This is a genomic window from Pseudomonas sp. S3E17 (genome assembly GCF_024168685.1).
In the GTDB taxonomy this organism is placed as follows: domain Bacteria; phylum Pseudomonadota; class Gammaproteobacteria; order Pseudomonadales; family Pseudomonadaceae; genus Aquipseudomonas; species Aquipseudomonas marginalis.
This window is the reverse complement of sequence record NZ_JALJWE010000001.1, coordinates 2,023,622-2,043,800: the sequence shown is the minus strand read 5'-3', so window position 1 is coordinate 2,043,800 and position 20,179 is coordinate 2,023,622. Positions and strand designations below refer to the sequence as shown.

Genomic DNA, 20,179 nt, shown 5'->3' with positions numbered 1-20,179 from the left:
AGCTTGGGTCGGTTCAGGGTATCCTCCAGTTCCCCCACCGGTCGACCCCAGGACAGCCCATGACCTTGCCGTTCACAAAAATGCACGCCCACGGCGACGATTTCATCATCATCGACCGCCGTGGCCTGGACGACCCTGTCACCCCCGAGGTCGCCCGCCGCCTGGGCAATCGCCACACCGGTATCGGCTTTAATCAATTGGCCGTGATGCTCGACTGCGAAGACGCCGCCGCGCGCGTCAAGTTCTGGAACCCCAACGGCACGCCGCTGCAAGCCTGTGGCAGCGCCACGCGTGGGGTGGCCGACCGCTTGATGCATGAAACCCGCAGCGATTCGGTTGTGCTGCGCACCGACCGGGGCCTGCTGACCTGCGTGCGGGTAGCGGATCGTCAAGTGTCGGTCAACATGGGTGAGCCGTCGCTGGACTGGTCGGCCGTGCCGCTGGCCGAGGCCATGGATACGGGTACGTTACCGCTGGCGGGCAACCCGGCGGCGTGCAGCATGGGCAACCCCCATTGCACGTTTTTTGTGGCCGACATCAACGCCATCGATCCGGCCGCCGTCGGCCCGGCGCTGGAAATTCACCCGCTGTTCCCGGCCAGGACCAATGTGCATTTCGTGCAGGTGCTCGACCGTGGGCATATCCGCCTGCGCATCTGGGAGCGTGGCGGCGGCGTGCCGTTGGGTTCCGGTTCGTGCTGCTGCGGCGCGGTGGTCAATGGCATCCGTCGTGGCTTGCTGGACGCCACGGTGCAGGTGCAGTGCGACGGCGGTACGGTCACGGTGCACTGGGACGGGCAGGGCGGTGTGGTGTTGACGGGCAGTGTGGAACCGATCATGCAGGGCAGCGCCTACCTGTTCTGAAATGTCACCGTGAAGGTGGTGCCGGCCGTGGCACAGGAACTCACCGCCACATCGCCGCCATGGACCTTGGCCAACTCCCGCACGATATACAGGCCCAGGCCCACGCTGCGCACGTCGCTGCCCTGGTCGGTGCCACGGGTCATGGGCTCGAACAGCCCGGCCAGCAAACCTGCCGGAATCGCCGTGCCGTGGTTGTGCACCGCCACTTCGCAAGCGCCGGCACCCAGGCGCGAGGTGATGGTGATCGGCCGTTGCGGGTCGCCATAGGCCACGCTGTTGGCCACCAGGTTGCCGATGATCTGCTGCACGCGATCGGCATCCAGGCAGGCGTCGCCGCTGCCTTGTGCTTGATGCTCCAGGGTTGCCTTGGGGAACGCCACGCGCAGTTCGTCCACCGCGCGATGGATCACCTCGTGCAGGTCCAGCGGCGCCGCCTTGATGGTGATGCCCTGGCCGACCCGTGCCTGGGTAAAGTCCAGCAGGTCGGCGATCATGCGTTGCGCGCGCTCGGAGGACTGGCCGATGTGCCCCAGCAGTTGGCGCTCCTTGGGCGTGCGTTCGCCACGGCTGAGAAAGTCCGAGGCCATGCGGATCGCCGTGAGCGGATTTTTCAGGTCATGGCTGACAATCGCGACCATCTGCTCGGCAAACAGAGCGCGACGCTGGGCGATGGCGTAGGCCTCGTTCAGTTCGGCCTGGGCTTGTTGCAGCGCGATTTCGGTGGCGGTTTTTTCCTGCAACAGCGCTTCGGCCAGGTGGCGCGCGTTGAGCAGCTCGCGCTCGTACTTGTCGCGGTCGGTGGTGCCGAACAGCGCCAGGTCGTACACCACAGAGTCGGCCTGTTCGCGTTTGTTGCCGTTGAGCAGCACGGTCAGCTTGTGGCCATCGCGGTGCAGCAGGTCCAGCTTCACCTCGGTAACGCTGCCGTGCATGCGCAGCATGGGCGTCAGGTGGGTCTGGTGGAAGATCCTCCCGCCCATGCTCAGCAGGTCCTGGAAGCGCCGGCCCTGCAGCTCGGCGATGCTGAACCCCAGCCAGTCGCTGAAGCGTGCGTTGGCCTGCAGGATCGTGCCCTCTTCCGTGGTGACAGCCAGGGCGCAGGCGGCGCTGTCGAACAGATCAGCCGGCACGTGCTGCCATCCACGGCGCCAGGAAGGCATCCATGGCCGCCGCGCAGGCCTGCGGCGCACTCATGTGCGGGCAATGGCCGACGTTGTCTACCAGGCAATAGGTGCTGTTGGGCAGCACGCTGTGCAGGTATTCACCCACGGCCACCGGGGCGATCAGGTCGTCACTCGATTGCAGGATCAGCACCGGGGTGGGCAGGCCGATCACATCCTGGCGGTTGTCCGACATAAAGGTCACGCGCGCGAACTGCCTGGCGATCTCCGGCTCGGTGCGGCAGAAACTCTCGGTCAACTCGTCGCTCAGCGCCGGTTGGCCGGGGGCACCCATGATCACCGGGGCCATGGCGCTGGACCAGCCGAGGTAGTTGCTGTCGAGGGTGTCGAGCAGGTCGTCGATGTCGGCGCGCTTGAAACCGCCCACGTAGCCATCGTCATCGATATAGCGTGGCGACGGGCCGATCATCACATGGGCGGCGACACGCCCGGGGGCCAAGCGGTCGGCGAGGGTGCCGATCATGGCACTGACCGAGTGCCCCACCAGGATGACCGGGCCCTCGGCAAAGGCCTCGATGATCTCGTTCAAGTCGCGGGCATAGCCGTCCAGCGCGCTGTACTTGGCCTTGTCAAAGGCGTTGAGGTCGGACAGGCCGGCGCCCGTCAGGTCATACATCACCACGCGAAAACGCTCTTTGAACTGCGGCGCGAGGTAGTTCCACATGGCCTGGTTGCAGCCAAAACCATGGGAAAACACCAGGGTCGAGGGCCCGTTACCCATCACGTTGACGTTGTTGCGCTGGAGTAGGCCCATGGGGATCTCGAAGTTATGGCGTATTGCTAGGTGTGCTGCAGTTTAGATAGTCGATGGCTTTGGGTCACGCGTTATAGCGCCGATAGGGTAAAGTCGGCGCCTTCAGGAAGAAACTTCAGGTAACAAACATGATGCGGTGGTTGCGGCAATCCGTCTTGAGTCTGCTGGTATTGATGTCCGCCGGCCTGTTTATCACCGCCCAGGCCGAGACGTCGCCCATCGGCGTGGCCCTCGACCAGCGGGTGATCGACCTCACCAACACCCTCGACGCCGGTACCACCACCCGTCTGCAAGACCAACTCGCCGCCCTTGAGCAGCGCAAAGGCGCGCAGGTCGCGGTGTTGCTGGTGCCCACCACCCGTGGCGCGAGCATCGAGGACTACGCCAACCAGCTGTTCCGCGCCTGGAAACTGGGACGCAAGGATGTCAACGACGGCATCCTGCTGGTGGTGGCCAAGGATGATCGCAAGGTGCGCATCGAAGTCGGATACGGCCTGGAGGGCACGGTCACCGACCTGCTGGCCCACCGGATTATTGAAGAACACATCACCCCGGCCTTTCGCCAGGGCGACTATGCCGGCGGTGTCGAGCAGGGCGTGAACGACCTGGTTGTCCTGGTGGATGGCGGTGACTTGCCGCAAGTGGCCGGGCAGGGCGGCAGTCTTGAGGCGCTTGCGGTGTTGCTGGCGTTCGTGTGCGGTGCCGTCGGCGGCGTGCTGGTCGCGGCGCGCAAGCTCGGCTGGCGTGGGGCGCTGATCGCCACGGCAGCCGTTACCGTGGCGCTGGTGGCATTCGCCGGTGGCCGGGAATGGCCGATTTACCTGCTGGTACTGCCGCTGACCCTCCTGATCGGCGGCGCCACCTTCGGCGCCTTATGGCTGGCGCGCACGGCGTTCTACTGCGTGATAGGGCTGTTGGCCTACATCGCCGGAGTGGTGATCGCCAACCGGTTCGTGGAAGTCAGTTATATCCATTGGCTGGTGTGGCCGTTTGGCGCGGCGCTGGTGCTGGGCTTGTACCTCGGGTTGTTCTTCGTCATCAGGGCATCCTGGAAAAAGCGCCCGCGCTTTTTCCTCCTGCGTGCGCTGGCGGTCATGGCCATCTACGTCGCTGCGGGGATGCTGCTGGGGCACGGGTATCAGGGCTGGATCGTGGCGATTCCAGTGGCCTCCTTTGTGGCGTTTATCGTGTTTGTGCAGAGCATCGCCAGTTCCGGCTCGGGGTCCGGCTCGGGTGGTGGCTCCGGTTCGGGTTCCAGCGGCTCCAGCTCCAGCAGCAGTTCCTCGGGGGGCGGTGGTTCCAGTGGCGGTGGCGGGGCGTCGGGGAGTTGGTAATCGGCGGTTGTTCGGCGTGATGCCAGGTTGCAAACGGCTGCCTGGCAAAGTCCTGGACGTTACAGCCGCTTGGACAGAAACACGCGACTGCTGCCTGCCGGTTCACACGGGACCTCCCCGAACCGCACCCACCCATGTTTTTCATAAAAGCCCGGTGCCTGAAAACTGAGGGTATAGAGCACCGCGTTCGCGCAGCCGCGACGCCGGGCTTCGTGCTCAAAGGCGTGCAGCAACCGGCTGCCCAGGCCTGTGCCGCGCAGGGCCTCGGGCAGGTGGAACAGGTCGAGGAAGGCCATGCCCAAGGTGGTTTTGCCGGTGATGCCGCCGATGATCTGCCGGGTGTCGGGATCCTTGAGCAATACCGTCAGTGGCAGGCGGTCGTTGTAGCCGGCGATACCTTCGTTGAACGCCGCCAGGCCGTTGCCGAGAATACGCTCGGCGTCGGGATTGGCCTGGTCGCTGACTTCAATAAGCGCTGCGGTCATTGCAAAACCCTCCGTGGGTTAAAGCGTCATCAGCATTTCATGCCAGGCCATGCCGCCATGATCCGAGGGTGACGGCTGGACATAGGTGTAGCCCATGCGGGTGTACAACGGCACATGCTGTTCCTTGCACATCAGGTGAATCGTGCGCTTGCCCATGGCGTGCATGCGCTGCACGAACTCGGTCATCAGCACCTTGGAATAACCCTTGCCCTGATGCGCCGGGTCGACCACCACCGACATGATCACCACATTCGGCGCCTCGGCCGAATGCCCCACCAGTTCCTTGAATGCCTCGTCCGACATCACCACTTCATGGGCGCAGCCGCCGTTGATAAAACCCACCACCTCGCCATCGGCTTCCAGGATCAGGAAGCCTTGCGGGTATAGGGCAATGCGCGTGGCGATCTTTTCCAGGGTCGCGGCTTCGTCGCCCTCGTAGGCGGTGATTTCAATCTCGTAGCAACGGGCGGCGTCAGCGGGGAGGGCGTTGCGTAAGGTGAGGGCGGGCATGGGCGTTTCCTGGGGCGTTGAGCGAAAGGCCACATCATAACGGCCTTGCTGGGACTCTGCGCAGAACACAGATCGAAATTGTGGGAGGGGGCTTGCCCCCGATGGCGGCGTGTCAATCAGCCCATCTATAACTGATCCACCGCTATCGGGGGCAAGCCCCCTCCCACAGTTTTGTCTGCGCCAGGCTTGGTGGTGGGTGCTGTTTTCGATGTATGTTGGTCAGGGGCACGGCATTCAAGAGGCAGTGTGGAGCCCGCCAAAGCGGGAGCAAGCGCCCTCACCTCCGTTATTCATTCACCCGGGCGGGCAACGGAAATCCATGAAGGAAGGACCCATGCTGGAAATAAAACGCGCCACCCCCACCGACGCCAACGCCGCTTTTGACATCCGTCGCGCAGCCATTCGCAGCCAATGCATCGGTGCCTACACCGCTGAACAAATGGCGCTCTGGACCCGTGGCAAGGCCGAGGACGGCTACAGCGCGCTGATGGACAAACCGTTCTACCTGGGCTGGTTGAACGGTGAGCCGATCGCCACTGGCATGCTCGACCCGGCCAACAACGAAGTCGGCGCGCTGTTCGTGTTGCCCGCGTTTATCGGGTGCGGGTATGGCAAGGCGATGCTGGATCACCTTGAGCAGGTCGCGCGGGAACTGGCGATTGAAGAGGTGGTGCTGGACGCGACGTTGAATGCCGCGAGTTTTTATCGCGCGTGCGGCTACGTGGGCGATGAACAGGCGATTTATCACTCGCCGTCGGGGTTGCAGTTGGCGTGTATTCCGATGAAAAAACAGCTGCATCAGTGACGCAAATGCACGCGCAAGTTGCCGATAACCTGCGCGACTGAAGGCCCGTGGATCACCGGTGGGATCAGGCGCTCACCAAACTCCCGCCACACAAACAGCGTCAGTTCCGCACCATCGGTGAGGGTTTTTGCCAGGTCCTGGGAACCCAAATCCTGCAACCGCCGATAACGCTCATCACGCCAGAACGCATCTTCCACCCAGTCATACACCGGGATGAAATGAAAGTGCAGCGGGAACCCCGGCAGATGCCCATAGCGGCTGATATACAACCACTTGGGCTTGAGTTGCGCCTCCATGACCCGCTGGGTTTTCGCCAGCAGTCCACCCAGTTCGGCCAACGCTGCCTCCGGCATATCGGCGAGGGAGTCAATCGGCGCCTTGGCGCCCAGTACCAGGTAACCCGGCAGCTTCGAAGCCAGGTGATGGTTGAGCAACCAATGCTCGGTCTCAAACAGGATGTAGGCGGGGTCGATCTGCATCAGTGCGCGTCCTTGGGAGCAAGGTCGACAGGATAACAAGCACGCACGCCTGTATCCCATAAAACCGCCGGATCTGTGTCTACCCCATGCAGCCTCAGCCCGATAGCCTCCCGTTACGACCACCCACGACCGAGCACTCCATGGAACTCACCGCTGTCCCGTTTGGCATCACCGACTGGTCCACCGTCGAACCCGAGTTTCACCCCGGCATCAGCGGCAGTGCTTCATGGCGCACCTGCCACTTCGGCACTACCCGCGTGCGCAGGGTGGATTACAGCCCCGGCTACCTGGCCGATCACTGGTGCCGGCGCGGGCATGTGCTGCTGTGCCTGGAAGGCGAGTTGCACACCGAGCTGGAAGACGGCCGCCGGTTCACGCTGACGGCCGGGATGAGTTACCAGGTGGGCAATGACATGGAGGCGCATCGTTCCTCGACGAGTGTCGGGGCGAAGCTATTTATCGTGGATTGAAGGGGGACCTTTGTGGTGAGGGAACAAGCTCACTCACCACAGGAACAGGCACCCCCTTAAATCCGCTGCTTCAATGCATCTTGCTATGGTCCATGCCATCCAGCCCACGCGCCGTGGCCTGGACCTCAACGGTCTGCTTCTCGCCCTTGGCGTCCTGCACCGTCAGGGTCAGCGGCACCTGGTCGCCTTCCTTGATCTGGCCGGTCAGGCCCATCAGCATCACGTGGTAGCCGTCCGGGTCGAGCTTGACCGCCTTGCCCGCCGGCAGGGCCACCGCGTCCACCGGGCCCATGCGCATCACGTCGTCCTTCATGCTCATCTCATGGATCTGCACGTCCTTGGCCACCGGCGAGGCCACGCTGAGCAGCTTGCTGTCGCTGTCGGCGGTCACGGTCATGAATGCGCCGCTGGACGGTTGGCCCGGCACCGAGGCGCGCACCCAGGCGTCGGTGACTTGCACCTGGGCACTGGCGTGGGCGGCGAGGCCCAGCAGGGTCAGGCCAAGGGTAAAGCGCTTGAGGTGTTGAACGGCAGTCATTAGCAGACCTCCATGACGGTGAGCAGGTCTTCTGCGCACTCTTTAGCGGTAAGGGATGCCTGCAACCCCAGGCGCAGGTTGCCACGGGTGTCGAAGACAAAACTGGTGGCCGTGTGGGACAGGGTGTAGGTGTCGCCGGCGGGGATCTTTTCATAGAAGATCCCGAATTCCTTGGCGGCCACGGCGATTTCTTCCGGGGTGCCGTACAGCGCTTCGAAGCTGGGGTCGAAGGCCTTGACGTACTTGTCGAGAATCTCCGGCGTGTCGCGTTCCGGGTCCAGGGTGATAAAGATCACCTGCATGATCTCGCCGTCGCGGCCCATCAGCTTCTTGGCCTGGGCGGCGCGGGCCAGCGTGGTCGGGCACACGGCCGGGCACTGGGTGAAACCGAAGAACACCACCGGCATCAGGCCACGGTAGGAACTGAGGGTGACGGTGTCGCCCTCGGTGTTCTTGAGCTTGAAGGTGCGGCCCATGATCTTGTCGCTCAAGTCCTTGCCGTACTTGAAGTTCAACTTGGGGCTGTTGTCACAACCGGCCAGCAGGCCCAGGCCCAACAGGCCCATGCCGGTCAGGACCTTGCGGCGGGTGAATAACGTACTCATCAACGGTGCATCCTGTGAAACGCCCGCATTGCGCGAAATCAACTCGGCGGGCTTTGAATAGGAGTAAACGAGGAGGGCGCCAAGTCTACCAACCCTGGCCAGCCCGCGTAATCTGCGACGTTCTGCCACAGGGGCACGCTGGATTTCATCCTTTTGCACCGCTGGTGGTAGAGTCGCCGCCATGAAATCGAGCCGCCCCGACCGTTCCCTGATCGTCTGGACCCTGTACTTCTGCGTGCTGATGAACCTGTTCGTGTGCGGTTTGGGCCATGGTCAGATGACCGGCCAGCAACTCAACGGGATCGGTGGCGCGTTCTGTGGGGTGGACGGCAAACAGCCTCCACTTTCCGACAAAGGGCTGGGCGCGCCGTCTTCCAGCAACATCTCGAACTACTTTGCCTGCCCGGTGTGCAACGCCGTGACCGTCGCGCTGGTGTTCCTGATCGGCCTGGCCTGGTTGCTGGGCCTGGGGCAGGCCCCACGCCCGGCCCATGAGCGGCGCAACAAGGCGCCGCCGCGTTATTCCTGGCCCTCGGCCAACCCCCGCGCATCCCCCGTATTCTGACGTGTGCCCTGGGCCTCCTGTGAACAGGGGGCGTTCTATCGTCACGACTGTGAGTGCGCTTTATGAACCATCACTTGCCTGCAGGCGCCAGCCGTCTGGTCAGCCAGGCGTCCCGTCGCCTGCGCGCGGAACCGGCACGGCCGGACTACCCGAGCAATGCCCGCTGCTTTGTGCACCTGGATGCACGCCTGTTGCCGTATTGGCACACCGTGTTCGACATCTGCCCGACGCTGCTCAAGCTCGACCCGCCCGAAGGCCTGAACCTGTTTCGCAGCTTCATGACCTGGGCCTATCGCAACCAGCCGGCCCAGGACTGGACCTGGCACCTGAACGTGTGCCGTTGGCTGCTGGCGTCGCCGTATCGCGGGCAGATTGATGAAGAGCCCATCGAAACCTTCATGGCCGCCGCGGCGGCGCGTTGGATCAGTACGGATGACAGCCAGGCCCAGGGAGTGGTCCTGGCCTGGCAAGGCTTGACGGTGTTCGATTGGAAGGGCGTGCGCATCCTCGCCGCCGAACAACAGGCACTCCCCGCCACGCAATGGGATTTTGCCTGGTGTCCGCTCGCCTCCCCAGGGGTATTCCAGGGCTGGTTGCCGGTGCCTTGAACGAGCGGGATTGTTACGTAAACCGCAACAGTGATTGACGGTTTTGGCGGCTGTTTCCCCAAGGCCCAAGGCTATACCGTGCGCGCACCCGTTGAATGCAGCACCACCCGACCGACAAACAACAGGGTTGGGCTGTAACGGGGTCGCCTCAATCACTTCACGGAGCCTTCATGAAACACACCACGTGCCTGGCGCTCGCCGTCTCCCTCGGCGCCGCGCAGCAGGCGGCTGCATCGGGTTTTATCGATGACAGCAAAGCCACCCTCGACCTGCGCAATTTCTATTACAACCAGGACACCCGCAACACCAGGGCGCCGTCGGACAAGGAGTGGGGCCAGGCCTTCATGTTCAACTACCAGTCCGGTTTCACCGATGGCCTGGTGGGCTTCGGCCTGGACCTGCAGGCTATGTATGGCCTGCGCCTGGATGCCTCTGGGCGCGCCGGCAAGGCCGGTGAAGACAACACCCCCGGCAGCGTTTTCCCGTTGTCCGATGGCAAGGCCGCCCATGACTTCAGCAAGACCGGCGCCACCGGCAAGGTGCGCATCTCGCAAACCCAGCTCAAGGTCGGCGCCTTGATGCCGAAGATGCCGGTGCTGATGTCCGAAGACGGCCGCTTGTTGCCGCAGACGTTCCGTGGCTATCAGGTCGACTCCAAGGACCTCAAGGACTTCAACCTGATCGCCGGCAAAATGGAGCAGGTGCTCGACCGTAACTCCAGCAACGGCCAGGGCATGTCGATCGCCGGGGCCAATGACCCGGCCAAGGGCAAGTCCAGCAACCAGTTCTACTACGGCGGGGTCGATTACGCCGTCAGCAGGCAACTGCAAGTGCAGTACTACTACGCGACCCTGGAGAATTTCTACCAACAACATTTTGTCGGCCTGGTGCACAACTGGCAGTTGCCGGTGGGGCAGCTCAAGACCGATCTGCGTTACTTCTACAGCACCGCCGACGGCAAGAACGGCAGCGCCGCCGGGCGCGGTGAAGGCTATGTGAGTTCCGGGTATTACGCGCCGGGCGTCAACTCGGGCAAGGTCGACAACCGCCTGTGGAGCGCGATGTTGACCTATGGCGTGTACGGGCATTCCGTGGGCCTGGGGTATCAGAAAACCACCGGCGCCAGTGACTTCCCCCACATCAACCAGGGCCAGGGCCGTTCGCTGTACCTGATCACCAACGCCCAGTCGTTGAAGTTCGTCAACGCCGGCGAACAGGCCACGGTGGGCAACTACACCTATGACTTTACCGGCCTGGGCGTTCCGGGCCTGAAGTCGAGCGTGACCTATATCCACGGCAGCAACATCCGCTCGGCGCGTCGCGACAACAGCGAGTGGGAGCGCGATGTGCGTGTCGACTACGTGATCCCCACGGGCACGTTCAAGGGCCTGGGCCTGACCTGGCGCAGCGCCGTGCTGCGCGGCAATGACACCGCCGACAAGGATGAGACGCGGCTGATCGTCAGCTACAGCCTGCCGTTGCTGTAAGCCGAGCAGGAGCAACGCTTGACCGGCATCAAGGCCGCCCCGTGCGCCAGCCCGCACACTGGGCTCCCCACGGCCGGTCCCTCTGCGAGGCTTGCATGCTCTACCTCCTGTTGCTATTGGCCCACCTGTTCGCCGCGCTGGTCTTTATCGGCACGGTGTTCTTCGAAGTGCTGATCCTCGGGCACCTGCACCAGCACTTGCCGATTCGGGTGATGGTGCTGGTGGAGCAGGGCGTCGCCCGGCGTGCCCGGGTGTTGATGCCGTGGGTGTTGCTGGTGCTGTTCGGCGCCGGGCTTGGCATGGTCTGGCTGCGCTACCTACCGGCGTTGTCGGCCCCGCTGGCGTCCTCGTTCGGCACGTTGCTGGGCCTCAAGTTGATCCTGGCCGCCAGTGTGCTGCTGCACTTCCTGGTCACCATGGCGCGGATGCGCTGGGGCAAGGTCAGTGCGCGCTATAGCCATTTCATTCACCTGAGCCTGTTTGTGCACATGGTCGCCATTGTGCTGCTGGCCAAGGGCATGTTTTACCTCAGCGGGTAACGACCTTGATGCATATCAAGGTGCGCGCAGCGGTCGCACCGGACAATGGACCACCGCCGCCCGTTCCGGAGTCCGCCATGCGCACCCATCTTCATCCCACCCGCTTTCGTCAGGATCAGGGCGTGTTGGACCTGGCGTGCCAGACGGACACGCGCCGCTTCCATGCCGGCGTCGGTTCCCTCGACCTGCTGCGCGCCCTGCGCGACAGCCGCCAGCGCCAGCGGCCCCTGGCGTTGAACCTGCACTGGCCGGCAAGCGATGCCGGCGCTGAGTACCTGCAGAGCCTCAGCCAGGAAATCCAGCTGATCGGCTGCCAGCTCGGCCCGCGCCAACCGGTCGAACACTTTCACCTGCGCGGCACCACGCCGACGATCGAGCAGGTGTGCACGGTGCTGGAACACCTGCACAGCCGCTTCAACTTTCTCGACCACGACCGTGGCGACTACCGAATCGACCTCGACCCCTGGCACATCGACTGGGCAACCATGGGCCTGTTGCGCGACCAGGGTTTCAACCACGCCAGCATCGGCGTGCCCGACGCCAACCGGGACGGGCCGCTGTCCCAGGCACGCTATCAGGACCCGGCGCCCATCGAGTCGCTGGTGGATGCGGCGCGGACCTTCGGCTTTCGCTCGGTGAACATCGACCTCGGCTACGGCCATGCCTGGCAGACGCCGGCCAGTTTCGAGCAGAAACTGGCCAGCCTGATTGCCCTGGAGCCTGACCGCCTGCAACTGTTCGATTACGCCCAGCCACCGGTGCGCTACCAGGGCCGGCAATCCCAGGCGTTTTGCAGCGCGGCGGATAAACGCGCGATGCGCCGCCTCGGCTTTGAACACCTGGCCGCCGCCGGGTACCACTACATCGGCCTGGGCCAGTTCGCCCGCACCGACGATGACCTCAAGCAGGCCCAGGAACGCGGACGCCTGAGCCGTAACTGCGAAGGCTTCACCCTGCACGGCTACTGCGATCACATCGGCTTTGGCCTGGGCGCCATCAGCCAGATCGACACACTGTGTGCCCAGAACACCCCGGATGCCCGTGAGTACTGTGCCCAGCTGAGCAATGGCCAACTCGCCACCTGTTGTGGCAGGTTTCACGAAACCGCCGACCCGGCGCGTCTGTACGTCAGCGAGCCCCTGACCGCCCCCGTCAGCGCCAACGACGAGGTGATCGACCATGACGGCGTTTGAGTTCGACCGTGCCCTGGTGCACAAATACGACCGCCCGGGGCCGCGCTACACCTCCTACCCGACCGCGCCGCAGTTCAACAGCGCGTTTGCCCTGGACGACTATCACCAGGCCGTGCGCGCCAGTCACCACCTCGCCGCGCCCAAGGCGTTGTCGGTGTACATCCATATTCCGTTCTGCCAGAGCCTTTGCTACTACTGCGGCTGTCACAAGATCATCACCCGCAAGACCCATCGCGCCGTCGAGTATGTGGCGTACCTCAAGCGCGAGATCCGGATGCAGGGCGCGCTGTTCGAGCGCTCCCGGCGCCTGACCCAATTGCACCTGGGCGGCGGCACCCCGACGTATCTGGACGACGCGCAACTGGCCGAACTGATGGCCTGCCTGGCGGACAACTTCAGCCTGGATGACAGCGACGCCCATGAGTTCTCCATCGAGGTCGACCCGCGCACCATCAGCCTCGAGCGCATCAACACCCTGCGCCGCCTGGGCTTCAATCGCCTGAGCTTCGGCGTGCAGGACTTCGACCCCGACGTCCAGGCCGCCGTCAATCGCGTGCAAAGCGAAGCGCAGATCCTGCAACTGGTGGCGGCGGCCCGCGAGGCGCGCTTCAAGTCGGTGAGTGTCGACCTGATCTACGGCCTGCCCCTGCAAACCGTGGCCAGCTTCGACGTGACCCTGAGCAAGCTGATCGCCCTGCGCCCCGACCGCGTGGCCGCCTACAGCTACGCGCACCTGCCAAGCCAGATCCGCGCCCAGCGCATGATCCGCCCCGAAGACATGCCACCCCCGGCGCGCAAGCTGGAGCTGCTGGAACTGACCATTCGCCGCCTCACCGAGGCCGGTTACATCTACATCGGCATGGACCACTTCGCCCTGCCTGACGACGAGCTGGCCTTGGCCCGCGCCAACGGCAGCCTGCAACGCAACTTCCAGGGCTACTCCACCCATGCCGATTGCGACCTGATCGGCCTGGGCGTATCGGCCATCGGCAAGGTCGGTGACAGCTACAGCCAGAGCGTCAAGGAGCTGTCCCAGTACTACGCGCGCATCGATGCGGGCATGCTGCCGGTGCAACGCGGTTACCGCCTCAACCCCGATGACGTACTGCGTCGCGAGGTGATCAATGGGTTGATGTGCGACGGCCGCGTCGATGTCGCCCAAGTGGAAGCGGCCCATGGCATTCGGTTCAATGAGTATTTTGCCCAAGCGTTGACGCAGTTGGACGAGCAAGTGGCGGACGGCTTATTGCTGGTTCGGGACGACGCGCTGCAACTGCTGCCCAAGGGCCAACTGATGGTACGCAGCGTAGCCATGGCCTTCGACGCCTACCTGGGCGGCGCCCACAAAGGCCAATTCTCCCGTACCGTCTGACACTCCCCGTTAGCAGTGTGTCAGCCAGCCCCTCTATCAACTGTGCCGCCGCCATCGAAGCCTCGCTAAAGCTCGACATCTCCCACAGGGGATCAGCGGTGCCCACGAGATCTACAGCCGGGCCACTTTCTACCTGCCAACCACGATCAAATGTGGGAGGGGCGGTGCGACGATTCGACTTGCTCCCGATAGCGGTGGGTCAGCCAGCACCTCTATCAACTGTGCCGCCGCCATCGAAGCCTCGCTAAAGCTCGACATCTCCCACAAGGGACCAGCGGTGCCCACGAGATCTACAGCCGGGCAACTTCCCACCTGCCAACCGAATTTAAATGTGGGAGGGGGCTTGCTCCCGATAGCGGTGGGTCAGCCAACACCTCTACCAACCCTGCCACCGCCATCGAAGCCTCGCTAAAGCTCGACATCTCCCACAAGGGACCAGCGGTGCCCACGAGATCTACAGCCGGGCAACTTCCCACCTGCCAACCGAATTTAAATGTGGGAGGGGGCTTGCTCCCGATAGCGCTGTGTCAGCCAACACCTCTACCAACTGTGCCACCGCCATCGAAGCCTCGCTAAAGCTCGACATCTCCCACAGGGGATCAGCGGTGCCCACGAGATCTACAGCCGGGCAACTTCCCACCTGCCAACCGAATTTAAATGTGGGAGGGGGCTTGCTCCCGATAGCGGTGGGTCAGCCAACACCTCTACCAACCCTGCCATCGCCATCGAAGCCTCGCTAAAGCTCGACATCTCCCACAGGGGAATAGCGGTGCCCATCAGACCTACGGCCGGATGTTTTCTACCTGTCAACAACATTCAAATGTGGGAGGGGGCTTGCTCCCGATAGCGCTGTGTCAGCCAACACCTCTACCAACTGCGCCGCCGCCATCGAAGCCTCGCTAAAGCTCGACATCTCCCACAGGAGACCGGCGGTGCCCATGCGCTCTACGACCTGGCTGCTTCCTGCCTGTCACCCGTGTTCAATGCGACGTCCCTTCCGCAAACTCCACCTTATTGCCCACGTTGTACTTGCCCGACGGCTTATTCATGGGAATGCGCTTCACCTCCTCGAGCGTCTGGCTGTCATACACAATCAACGCCCCCTCCATGGCCCAGATGCTCAGCAACACATACCGCCCATCCCGGGTGAATTCCACATGGGCTGCCGTCTTGCCCGGCACTGGCCTCAGGGTGTGGGCGATCTCGAGGGTCTGCTTGTCGATCAGGTGAATCGCATCATTGTCCGGCCCGAAAAACACGTCGCTCCACACATAGCGCGAGTTCACATGGCTGCGCATGAAAAAGCCCGGCCCGAGGGTGGGGATCTGTTTGATCAGGCTCCAGGTCTTGAGGTCGATCACCGAGATTTGCCCCTTGCTGATATTCGGCGTGGCAAACACCCATTGCCCGTTGCGTTGCCAATACGTCCCGGAACCCAGGTGCGGCATGCCGGACAGCGGGACGTCGGTGACCACGCGGCCGCTGTCCAGGTCGATCACCTGGCCGCCGCCGGCCTTGCGTGAGGTGGCGATCAGTTGGCGGTAATCGGGCGAGAACGAGAAGTCATCGAGCACGTCCTGGGCCGGGATGCGCCGGGGCTCGAAACTGGGTCGGGCATCGGCATAGGACAATTCCCAGACCTCGTTCACATCCTTGAGCGCGACGATAAAGCTGTTGCGCGGTGGCGCGGTGTACACCGCACTGACCCGTGAACCGGTGTCCAGGGTCTTGACCAGCGACAGGTCGCGCGCATCCAGCAGCACCAGGTTGCCCGGCAGGTAATTGCCCGCCAGCACCCAGCGGCCATCCTTGCTCACCGCCAGGTTGCGGGTGTTGAGGCCCACACGGATCTCGGCGATCAACTTGAGGTTGTGCAGGTCGTACTGGCTGATCCAGCCGTCCCGCGAGGCGAAGTACACAAAGCGTCCGTCCGGGGAGAATTTCGGCCCGCCGTGCACCGCGAAGTGGGTGGGGAAACGGTCCAGTACGGCAAAGGTGTCGCCGTCGAGAATATCCATGTGATGGTCGCCGGACTCCACCACCACAAACAGGTTGAGCGGGTCGGCGTGATGCTGCGGTGTGCTCGGCAATTGGCGCAGGTCCGCCAGCACGCTGTGGCTGTTGCGGATGTCATGTTCGTTCCACGTCGCCGGTGAATCAGGCGGCTGTTGCAGAAGCTGCACCAGCCCATCGATCTGCGCGGCGCTCAGTTGCGCACTGAACGCCGCCATCTGGCTGGCGGGCCGGCCTTGTTCGATGACCTTGCGCACTTCATCCGGCTTGATCCGCCCCAGGCTCTCCGGCAGCAGCGCCGGGCCGGTGGCGCCGATGCGATTCAGCCCGTGGCAGCTTTCGCAATACTGGCGGTAGTCCTGCGCTGGCGTAGCGTGCGCGGCCGTCGCCCACAGCAGCGGCACCAGCAGCAGGCGTTTCATACCGCCACCGCTTCACGGGCCGGTGCCAGGCTGGCGGGGAAGTGCAGGGCGGCGTCGGCAAACAGGTTGACGACGTGGCCGATCACCGTCAGCGTCGGTACGCCGGGTTCGCAGTCGGCGGCCAGGGTGGGCAACTGGCGCAGGGTGCCACGGGCCACCTGTTGATCGGCGCGCGCACCGTTGCTGATCAGGGCGGCCGGTGTATCTGCGGGCAAACCGGCCGCCACCAAATGCTCGGCGATCAGTGCCAGGTTCGACAGGCCCATGTAGAACACCAGGGTCTGGCTCGGCTCGGCCAGGCTGGCCCATGGCAGTTTCAACGCACCGTCGCGTTGCAGGTGGCCGGTGACGAAGCGGCACGAATTGACCAGGTCGCGGTGGGTCAGCGGGATACCGGCATAGGCGCTGCAGCCGGAGGCGGCGGTGATGCCCGGCACCACCTGGCACGGGATACCGCGCGCGAGCAGGTACTCCAGCTCCTCGGCGCCGCGCCCGAAGATAAACGGGTCGCCGCCCTTGAGGCGCACCACCCGCTGGCCCTGGTCGGCCAGCTCGGCGAGCAGTTCATTGAGTTGATCCTGGGGCAGGCTGTGGCAACCGCTGGCCTTGCCCACGTAATGGCGGGCGCAGGTCAGCGGGATCAGTGCGAGCAGTTCGGCACTGATCAGCCGGTCGAACACCACCGCGTCGGCCTGCATCAACAGGCTCCAGGCGCGCAGGGTCAGCAGGCGCGGGTCACCGGGACCGGCGCCCACCAACGCGACTTCGCCGGGGTGCAAGGGACTGTGCAAACTGGCCGGCAGGCCAGTGGAGGAGTGGGCAGTTGAAGTGAGCATGGGACGTCCTTGGTTCATCATCAGGTAGGCGGCCTCCGGTTGTGTCACCGGGTGGTCGAGCAAGGGATCAGGTTGAGGGGCTGGCGCGCGATCTCGGCGTCGCTGAAGTAGCAACCGGGGTCCGGGCCCCACAGGTCGCCATCGGCCCAGGCGCGGGTGCGGGTATTGCCGTTGCAGATCGCCAGCCAGCGGCACTCGGCACACCGCCCGCCAATGCTGCGCGGGTGTTCGCGCAGGCGCAGCAGCAACGGGTCGGGCTGTTCCAGCCAGAGTTGGCGGAAGGTGGTGTTGCGCACATTGCCCACCGATTGCTGCCACCAGTAGGTGTCCGGGTGCACCTCACCGGTGTTGTCGATATTGGCGATGCCGCTGCCCGAGGCATTGCCGCCCCAACCGTGCAGCAGGTGTTCAAGCTGCGGGTAGTGTTCGGGCAGGTGCTGGTGCACCCATTGCAGCAACAGCACGGCGTCGGCGTCGTTGTTGCCGCTGACGAAATCGCTGTCCACGCCGTGTTGAATATCGCTCCAGGCCTGCTGGAAAATCAGCGCCATGGCCTCGCGGCTCATCTGCCGGTGCGCATCCAGCTGGCGGCTGCGCTTGCCGCGCCCGCTGTAGTTGAGGTGCGACAGGTAGAACTTCTGCACGTCATAGGTGCGCATCAGCGCCAGCAACTGCGGGAGCTGCCCATGGTTGTCCTGGGTCAGGGTGGTGCGCAGGCCCACGCGAATCCCGGCTTCGCGGCACAGGCGGATGGCGTGCATGGAGCGCTGGAAACTGCCGTGCAGTTGGCGAAACGCGTCGTGGGTCGCCTCCAGGCCGTCGATGCTGATGCCCACGTAATCGAAACGGGCGTCGGCGATCTGCTGGATGTTGTGCTCATCGATCAGCGTGCCGTTGGTCGACAGCGCGACGAAAAAACCCTTGTCACGGGCATAGGCGCTCAGCTCGAAGAGGTCTTCGCGCAGCAGCGGTTCGCCCCCGGACAGGATCAACACGCGAACCCCGGCGTCGTGCAAATCGTCGATCACCCGCAGCGCTGCCGGGGTGTCGAGTTCATCGCGAAACACGCTGTCGGCACTGGTGGCGTAACAGTGTTTGCAGGTGAGATTGCAGCGCCGCAGCAGGTTCCAGATCACCACCGGCGGCCGCTCACTGCCAGGGGGCGAGGTGCGCGGCGGCGGGCATTGACCGGCGAGGGTGCGCAGGTACTGACTGATTCGCAGCATGGGCTATTCCTTTGAGTGCGCCGGCGTCAGGCGCAGGCCGGTCTTTTTCAGGATGCGGCTGCTCACCAGCATCTCGTCGGCGCAGCAGGCATCCCCCAGCAGGAAACGCAGGTGCTCGCGGTAGCTGTCGATTTCTTCGCGGCTGCGGCCATGCACCATGGCGAACAGGTTGTAGGGCCAGTCCGGGCGTCGGGGGCGTCGGTAGCAATGGCTGACAAACGGCTGGGCGCCGAGCAGTTCTCCCAGGCGCGGCAGGTGCACATCGGCCACGTCCCACACGGTCATGCCGTTATGCCGATAGCCCAGGCGGTAGTGGTTGGGCACCGCGGCGATACGCCGGATCGCACCTTCGGCCTGCAGGCGCTTGAGCAGGTCGAGGGTCGACTCGACGCTGATGCCCAGTTGCTCGGCGAGCCAGGCCCATGGGTCCTCCACCAGCGGCAGGCCGCTTTGGGTGAGGGCGACCAGTTGCAGGGCCAGGGTGTTGTCAGACCGGGAAATACAGACCGACATGGTAGGTGTGCTCCTTCGGCAGGTTGAGCACCGCCAGCCCGGTGAGGGCCTCGATGCACGACAGGGTATCGGCCAGCTCCTGCGCGGTGGCGCAGGCCAGCACGAACCACATGTTCCAGCGGTGTTCGCGGCGGTAGTTGTGGGCCACCTGGGGCAGGGCGTTGAGCTGCTCGGCGACCGCGTCAAAGCGCGCCTCGGGTACGGCGAGCGCCGCGAGGGTGAAAGCGCCGCCGAGACGCTCGATATCGAACATCGGGCCGAAGCGCGTGAGCATGCCGTCTTCGAGCAAGTCGTGCAGGCGGTCGAGCAGTTCGCTCGGAGGGCAGTGCAGTTCCTCGGCCACCTGCTGCCACGGCTGGCGCACCAGCGGCAGGCCGCGTTGCAGGCGGTTGATCAGTTGTCGATCCAGTTCATCCATGGGCCCATACCTGTGACGGCGGCGGCGCGAAACGCCCGCCGCATTGCTTGAAGGCGCGGGTGCTGAACAGCAGTTGGTGGGGCAGGTCGCTGAGCAGATGCTGCTCCAGCAACGCCTGGATCTGCGCCTCGACCACCGCGCGCTCGCGCCCATGCACCATGCAGAACAGGTTGTAGCGCCACTGCGGCAGGCGCCGCGGGCGCTGGTAACACAGGTTCACGCCGGGCGCGCGGGCCAGGCGCGCACCGACTTCATCGACCAGTGCATCCGGCACATCCAGCACCAGCATGGCGTTGGCCACAAAGCCCAATGCGCGGTGGTTGAGCACCAGGCCGACGCGACGGAACAGGCCCTGGTCGTGCCATTGCTGCATCTGTTGCAGCACCTGATCGTGGTGGGCACCGATCTGCTCGGCGAGCTCGTCGTAGGGCCGTGGCACGATGGGCAAACCGCGCTCCAGGCACTGGCGCAGGTCGAGCATCTGCTCGTGGTTCAGTGGCGCGATCACGGCTGCTCTCCGAGGGAGAATCCAAGGTCGATGCGGTAGGCGGTGAGCATCGGCAGGTCCAGGGGCGTGAGGCCGGTGTCTTGCTCCAGCTCATCGAGGACTTGCTGCAAGTGCTGGCGATGGGGCCCGGTGAGCACGAACCACAGGTTGTAATGATGCTCGCGGGCATAGTTGTGATTGACCTCCGGGTACTGGCTGACCCGCGCCGCCACTTGTTCCAGGCGCTCGATCGGCACTGCCAGGGCGGCCAGGGTGCTGGCGCCGGCGCGGGTGTGTTCGAACACCGGGCCAATGCGCGACAACGCGCCGGCCAGTTCCAGGCGTTGCAGGCAGTCCATCACCTCGGCCGCGCTGCAACCCAGCACTTGGGCCATTTCGCGGTAGGGCTCGGCGCACAGCGGCATGCCGTGCTGGAAGCGTTCGATCAATTGTTGGCTGAGCGAATCAAGGTCCAT

At 64.1% G+C, this 20,179-nt stretch carries 24 protein-coding genes; 10 read left to right on the top strand and 14 right to left on the bottom strand.

The window, feature by feature from the left end:
* The first annotated feature begins 59 nt into the window (after window positions 1–59).
* On the top strand, window positions 60–863 hold the full coding sequence (gene dapF, locus J3D60_RS08730; protein WP_253490956.1) for a diaminopimelate epimerase: 804 nt from the start codon (window positions 60–62) through the stop codon (window positions 861–863).
* Here dapF and J3D60_RS08725 read toward each other — a convergent pair.
* Complete coding sequence (locus J3D60_RS08725) at window positions 851–1,993, bottom strand: PAS domain-containing sensor histidine kinase (RefSeq protein ID WP_253490954.1); 1,143 nt, start codon at window positions 1,991–1,993, stop codon at window positions 851–853. The genes dapF and J3D60_RS08725 overlap by 13 nt on opposite strands.
* Entirely contained in the window at window positions 1,983–2,798 is an 816-nt protein-coding gene (locus J3D60_RS08720) for an alpha/beta fold hydrolase (protein ID WP_253490953.1), read from the bottom strand. The genes J3D60_RS08725 and J3D60_RS08720 overlap by 11 nt, the downstream gene beginning before the upstream one ends.
* Window positions 2,799–2,926: 128 nt before the next feature.
* On the opposite strand from J3D60_RS08720, the gene J3D60_RS08715 reads away from it, so the two are divergent.
* Window positions 2,927–4,132, top strand: coding sequence for a YgcG family protein (locus tag J3D60_RS08715; RefSeq protein ID WP_253490951.1), 1,206 nt, complete (start codon window positions 2,927–2,929; stop codon window positions 4,130–4,132).
* A 59-nt stretch (window positions 4,133–4,191) separates the two neighbouring features.
* On the opposite strand, the gene J3D60_RS08710 is transcribed toward J3D60_RS08715, so the two are convergent.
* Window positions 4,192–4,617, bottom strand: coding sequence for an N-acetyltransferase (locus J3D60_RS08710; protein ID WP_253490949.1), 426 nt, complete (start codon window positions 4,615–4,617; stop codon window positions 4,192–4,194).
* Window positions 4,618–4,635: 18 nt separating this feature from the next.
* Window positions 4,636–5,127, bottom strand: a complete 492-nt coding sequence (locus tag J3D60_RS08705; protein ID WP_141155308.1) for a GNAT family N-acetyltransferase — start codon at window positions 5,125–5,127, stop codon at window positions 4,636–4,638.
* Window positions 5,128–5,461: 334 nt separating this feature from the next.
* Here J3D60_RS08705 and J3D60_RS08700 point away from each other — a divergent pair, with 334 nt between their 5' ends.
* Window positions 5,462–5,932, top strand: coding sequence for a GNAT family N-acetyltransferase (locus tag J3D60_RS08700; RefSeq protein ID WP_253490947.1), 471 nt, complete (start codon window positions 5,462–5,464; stop codon window positions 5,930–5,932).
* On the opposite strand, the gene J3D60_RS08695 is transcribed toward J3D60_RS08700, so the two are convergent.
* On the bottom strand, window positions 5,926–6,411 hold the full coding sequence (locus tag J3D60_RS08695) for an HIT family protein (protein ID WP_253490945.1): 486 nt from the start codon (window positions 6,409–6,411) through the stop codon (window positions 5,926–5,928). The two genes, J3D60_RS08700 and J3D60_RS08695, sit on opposite strands and share 7 nt — an antisense overlap.
* A 140-nt stretch (window positions 6,412–6,551) precedes the next feature.
* Here J3D60_RS08695 and J3D60_RS08690 point away from each other — a divergent pair, with 140 nt between their 5' ends.
* On the top strand, window positions 6,552–6,881 hold the full coding sequence (locus tag J3D60_RS08690) for a DHCW motif cupin fold protein (protein ID WP_065941863.1): 330 nt from the start codon (window positions 6,552–6,554) through the stop codon (window positions 6,879–6,881).
* Between the two features lie 70 nt (window positions 6,882–6,951).
* On the opposite strand, the gene J3D60_RS08685 is transcribed toward J3D60_RS08690, so the two are convergent.
* Window positions 6,952–7,419 carry a copper chaperone PCu(A)C gene (locus tag J3D60_RS08685; RefSeq protein ID WP_065941864.1) on the bottom strand — a complete coding sequence of 156 codons (468 nt, stop codon included), beginning with the start codon at window positions 7,417–7,419 and terminating at the stop codon, window positions 6,952–6,954.
* Window positions 7,419–8,024 carry an SCO family protein gene (locus tag J3D60_RS08680; protein WP_024074981.1) on the bottom strand — a complete coding sequence of 202 codons (606 nt, stop codon included), beginning with the start codon at window positions 8,022–8,024 and terminating at the stop codon, window positions 7,419–7,421. The genes J3D60_RS08685 and J3D60_RS08680 overlap by 1 nt, the downstream gene beginning before the upstream one ends.
* Window positions 8,025–8,205: 181 nt before the next feature.
* Here J3D60_RS08680 and J3D60_RS08675 point away from each other — a divergent pair, with 181 nt between their 5' ends.
* The 6 genes from J3D60_RS08675 (at window position 8,206) to hemN (ending at window position 13,788) form a co-directional block, all read left to right on the top strand.
* Window positions 8,206–8,589 carry a DUF2946 domain-containing protein gene (locus tag J3D60_RS08675; RefSeq protein ID WP_253490943.1) on the top strand — a complete coding sequence of 128 codons (384 nt, stop codon included), beginning with the start codon at window positions 8,206–8,208 and terminating at the stop codon, window positions 8,587–8,589.
* 62 nt (window positions 8,590–8,651) lie between these two features.
* Entirely contained in the window at window positions 8,652–9,197 is a 546-nt protein-coding gene (locus J3D60_RS08670) for a putative natural product biosynthesis protein (protein WP_065941866.1), read from the top strand.
* Window positions 9,198–9,367: 170 nt separating this feature from the next.
* Window positions 9,368–10,684, top strand: a complete 1,317-nt coding sequence (locus tag J3D60_RS08665; RefSeq protein WP_253490941.1) for an OprD family outer membrane porin — start codon at window positions 9,368–9,370, stop codon at window positions 10,682–10,684.
* 95 nt (window positions 10,685–10,779) lie between these two features.
* A complete protein-coding gene (locus J3D60_RS08660) occupies window positions 10,780–11,223 on the top strand; it encodes a hypothetical protein (RefSeq protein ID WP_253490939.1) in 444 nt (147 codons plus the stop codon).
* 77 nt (window positions 11,224–11,300) lie between these two features.
* Window positions 11,301–12,416, top strand: a complete 1,116-nt coding sequence (locus tag J3D60_RS08655) for a coproporphyrinogen III oxidase (protein ID WP_253490937.1) — start codon at window positions 11,301–11,303, stop codon at window positions 12,414–12,416.
* On the top strand, window positions 12,403–13,788 hold the full coding sequence (hemN, locus tag J3D60_RS08650; protein ID WP_253490935.1) for an oxygen-independent coproporphyrinogen III oxidase: 1,386 nt from the start codon (window positions 12,403–12,405) through the stop codon (window positions 13,786–13,788). The genes J3D60_RS08655 and hemN overlap by 14 nt, the downstream gene beginning before the upstream one ends.
* Window positions 13,789–14,768: 980 nt before the next feature.
* Here the strand turns inward: hemN and J3D60_RS08645 are convergent.
* The 7 genes from J3D60_RS08645 to J3D60_RS08615 are packed head-to-tail and all read right to left on the bottom strand — an operon-like array spanning window position 14,769 to window position 20,179.
* On the bottom strand, window positions 14,769–16,223 hold the full coding sequence (locus J3D60_RS08645; RefSeq protein ID WP_253490933.1) for a nitrite reductase: 1,455 nt from the start codon (window positions 16,221–16,223) through the stop codon (window positions 14,769–14,771).
* Window positions 16,220–17,059: a uroporphyrinogen-III C-methyltransferase gene (cobA, locus tag J3D60_RS08640; protein WP_253490931.1), complete on the bottom strand. Its 840-nt coding sequence runs from the start codon at window positions 17,057–17,059 to the stop codon at window positions 16,220–16,222. Before cobA ends, J3D60_RS08645 begins: the two co-directional genes overlap by 4 nt.
* A 44-nt stretch (window positions 17,060–17,103) precedes the next feature.
* Complete coding sequence (nirJ, locus tag J3D60_RS08635) at window positions 17,104–18,285, bottom strand: heme d1 biosynthesis radical SAM protein NirJ (RefSeq protein WP_141155297.1); 1,182 nt, start codon at window positions 18,283–18,285, stop codon at window positions 17,104–17,106.
* Window positions 18,286–18,288: 3 nt separating this feature from the next.
* Window positions 18,289–18,798 carry a nitrite reductase gene (locus J3D60_RS08630; RefSeq protein WP_253490930.1) on the bottom strand — a complete coding sequence of 170 codons (510 nt, stop codon included), beginning with the start codon at window positions 18,796–18,798 and terminating at the stop codon, window positions 18,289–18,291.
* The gene (locus tag J3D60_RS08625) at window positions 18,773–19,216 is read right to left on the bottom strand and encodes an Lrp/AsnC family transcriptional regulator (RefSeq protein WP_065941873.1); all 444 of its coding nucleotides are present in this window, start codon (window positions 19,214–19,216) and stop codon (window positions 18,773–18,775) included. Before J3D60_RS08625 ends, J3D60_RS08630 begins: the two co-directional genes overlap by 26 nt.
* Window positions 19,209–19,724: an AsnC family protein gene (locus tag J3D60_RS08620; RefSeq protein ID WP_253490928.1), complete on the bottom strand. Its 516-nt coding sequence runs from the start codon at window positions 19,722–19,724 to the stop codon at window positions 19,209–19,211. The genes J3D60_RS08625 and J3D60_RS08620 overlap by 8 nt, the downstream gene beginning before the upstream one ends.
* Window positions 19,721–20,179, bottom strand: coding sequence for an Lrp/AsnC family transcriptional regulator (locus J3D60_RS08615; protein WP_253490926.1), 459 nt, complete (start codon window positions 20,177–20,179; stop codon window positions 19,721–19,723). Before J3D60_RS08615 ends, J3D60_RS08620 begins: the two co-directional genes overlap by 4 nt.

Bases quoted from the DNA above. Each gene is read 5' to 3' on its own strand.
- dapF (WP_253490956.1), top strand. From the start codon at position 60: ATGACCTTGCCGTTCACAAAAATGCACGCCCACGGCGACGATTTCATC.
- J3D60_RS08720 (WP_253490953.1), bottom strand. From the start codon at position 2,798: ATGGGCCTACTCCAGCGCAACAACGTCAACGTGATGGGTAACGGGCCC.
- J3D60_RS08715 (WP_253490951.1), top strand. From the start codon at position 2,927: ATGATGCGGTGGTTGCGGCAATCCGTCTTGAGTCTGCTGGTATTGATG.
- J3D60_RS08710 (WP_253490949.1), bottom strand. From the start codon at position 4,617: ATGACCGCAGCGCTTATTGAAGTCAGCGACCAGGCCAATCCCGACGCC.
- J3D60_RS08705 (WP_141155308.1), bottom strand. From the start codon at position 5,127: ATGCCCGCCCTCACCTTACGCAACGCCCTCCCCGCTGACGCCGCCCGT.
- J3D60_RS08700 (WP_253490947.1), top strand. From the start codon at position 5,462: ATGCTGGAAATAAAACGCGCCACCCCCACCGACGCCAACGCCGCTTTT.
- J3D60_RS08695 (WP_253490945.1), bottom strand. From the start codon at position 6,411: ATGCAGATCGACCCCGCCTACATCCTGTTTGAGACCGAGCATTGGTTG.
- J3D60_RS08690 (WP_065941863.1), top strand. From the start codon at position 6,552: ATGGAACTCACCGCTGTCCCGTTTGGCATCACCGACTGGTCCACCGTC.
- J3D60_RS08685 (WP_065941864.1), bottom strand. From the start codon at position 7,419: ATGACTGCCGTTCAACACCTCAAGCGCTTTACCCTTGGCCTGACCCTG.
- J3D60_RS08680 (WP_024074981.1), bottom strand. From the start codon at position 8,024: ATGAGTACGTTATTCACCCGCCGCAAGGTCCTGACCGGCATGGGCCTG.
- J3D60_RS08675 (WP_253490943.1), top strand. From the start codon at position 8,206: ATGAAATCGAGCCGCCCCGACCGTTCCCTGATCGTCTGGACCCTGTAC.
- J3D60_RS08670 (WP_065941866.1), top strand. From the start codon at position 8,652: ATGAACCATCACTTGCCTGCAGGCGCCAGCCGTCTGGTCAGCCAGGCG.
- J3D60_RS08665 (WP_253490941.1), top strand. From the start codon at position 9,368: ATGAAACACACCACGTGCCTGGCGCTCGCCGTCTCCCTCGGCGCCGCG.
- J3D60_RS08660 (WP_253490939.1), top strand. From the start codon at position 10,780: ATGCTCTACCTCCTGTTGCTATTGGCCCACCTGTTCGCCGCGCTGGTC.
- J3D60_RS08655 (WP_253490937.1), top strand. From the start codon at position 11,301: ATGCGCACCCATCTTCATCCCACCCGCTTTCGTCAGGATCAGGGCGTG.
- hemN (WP_253490935.1), top strand. From the start codon at position 12,403: ATGACGGCGTTTGAGTTCGACCGTGCCCTGGTGCACAAATACGACCGC.
- J3D60_RS08645 (WP_253490933.1), bottom strand. From the start codon at position 16,223: ATGAAACGCCTGCTGCTGGTGCCGCTGCTGTGGGCGACGGCCGCGCAC.
- cobA (WP_253490931.1), bottom strand. From the start codon at position 17,059: ATGCTCACTTCAACTGCCCACTCCTCCACTGGCCTGCCGGCCAGTTTG.
- nirJ (WP_141155297.1), bottom strand. From the start codon at position 18,285: ATGCTGCGAATCAGTCAGTACCTGCGCACCCTCGCCGGTCAATGCCCG.
- J3D60_RS08630 (WP_253490930.1), bottom strand. From the start codon at position 18,798: ATGTCGGTCTGTATTTCCCGGTCTGACAACACCCTGGCCCTGCAACTG.
- J3D60_RS08625 (WP_065941873.1), bottom strand. From the start codon at position 19,216: ATGGATGAACTGGATCGACAACTGATCAACCGCCTGCAACGCGGCCTG.
- J3D60_RS08615 (WP_253490926.1), bottom strand. From the start codon at position 20,179: ATGGACCTTGATTCGCTCAGCCAACAATTGATCGAACGCTTCCAGCAC.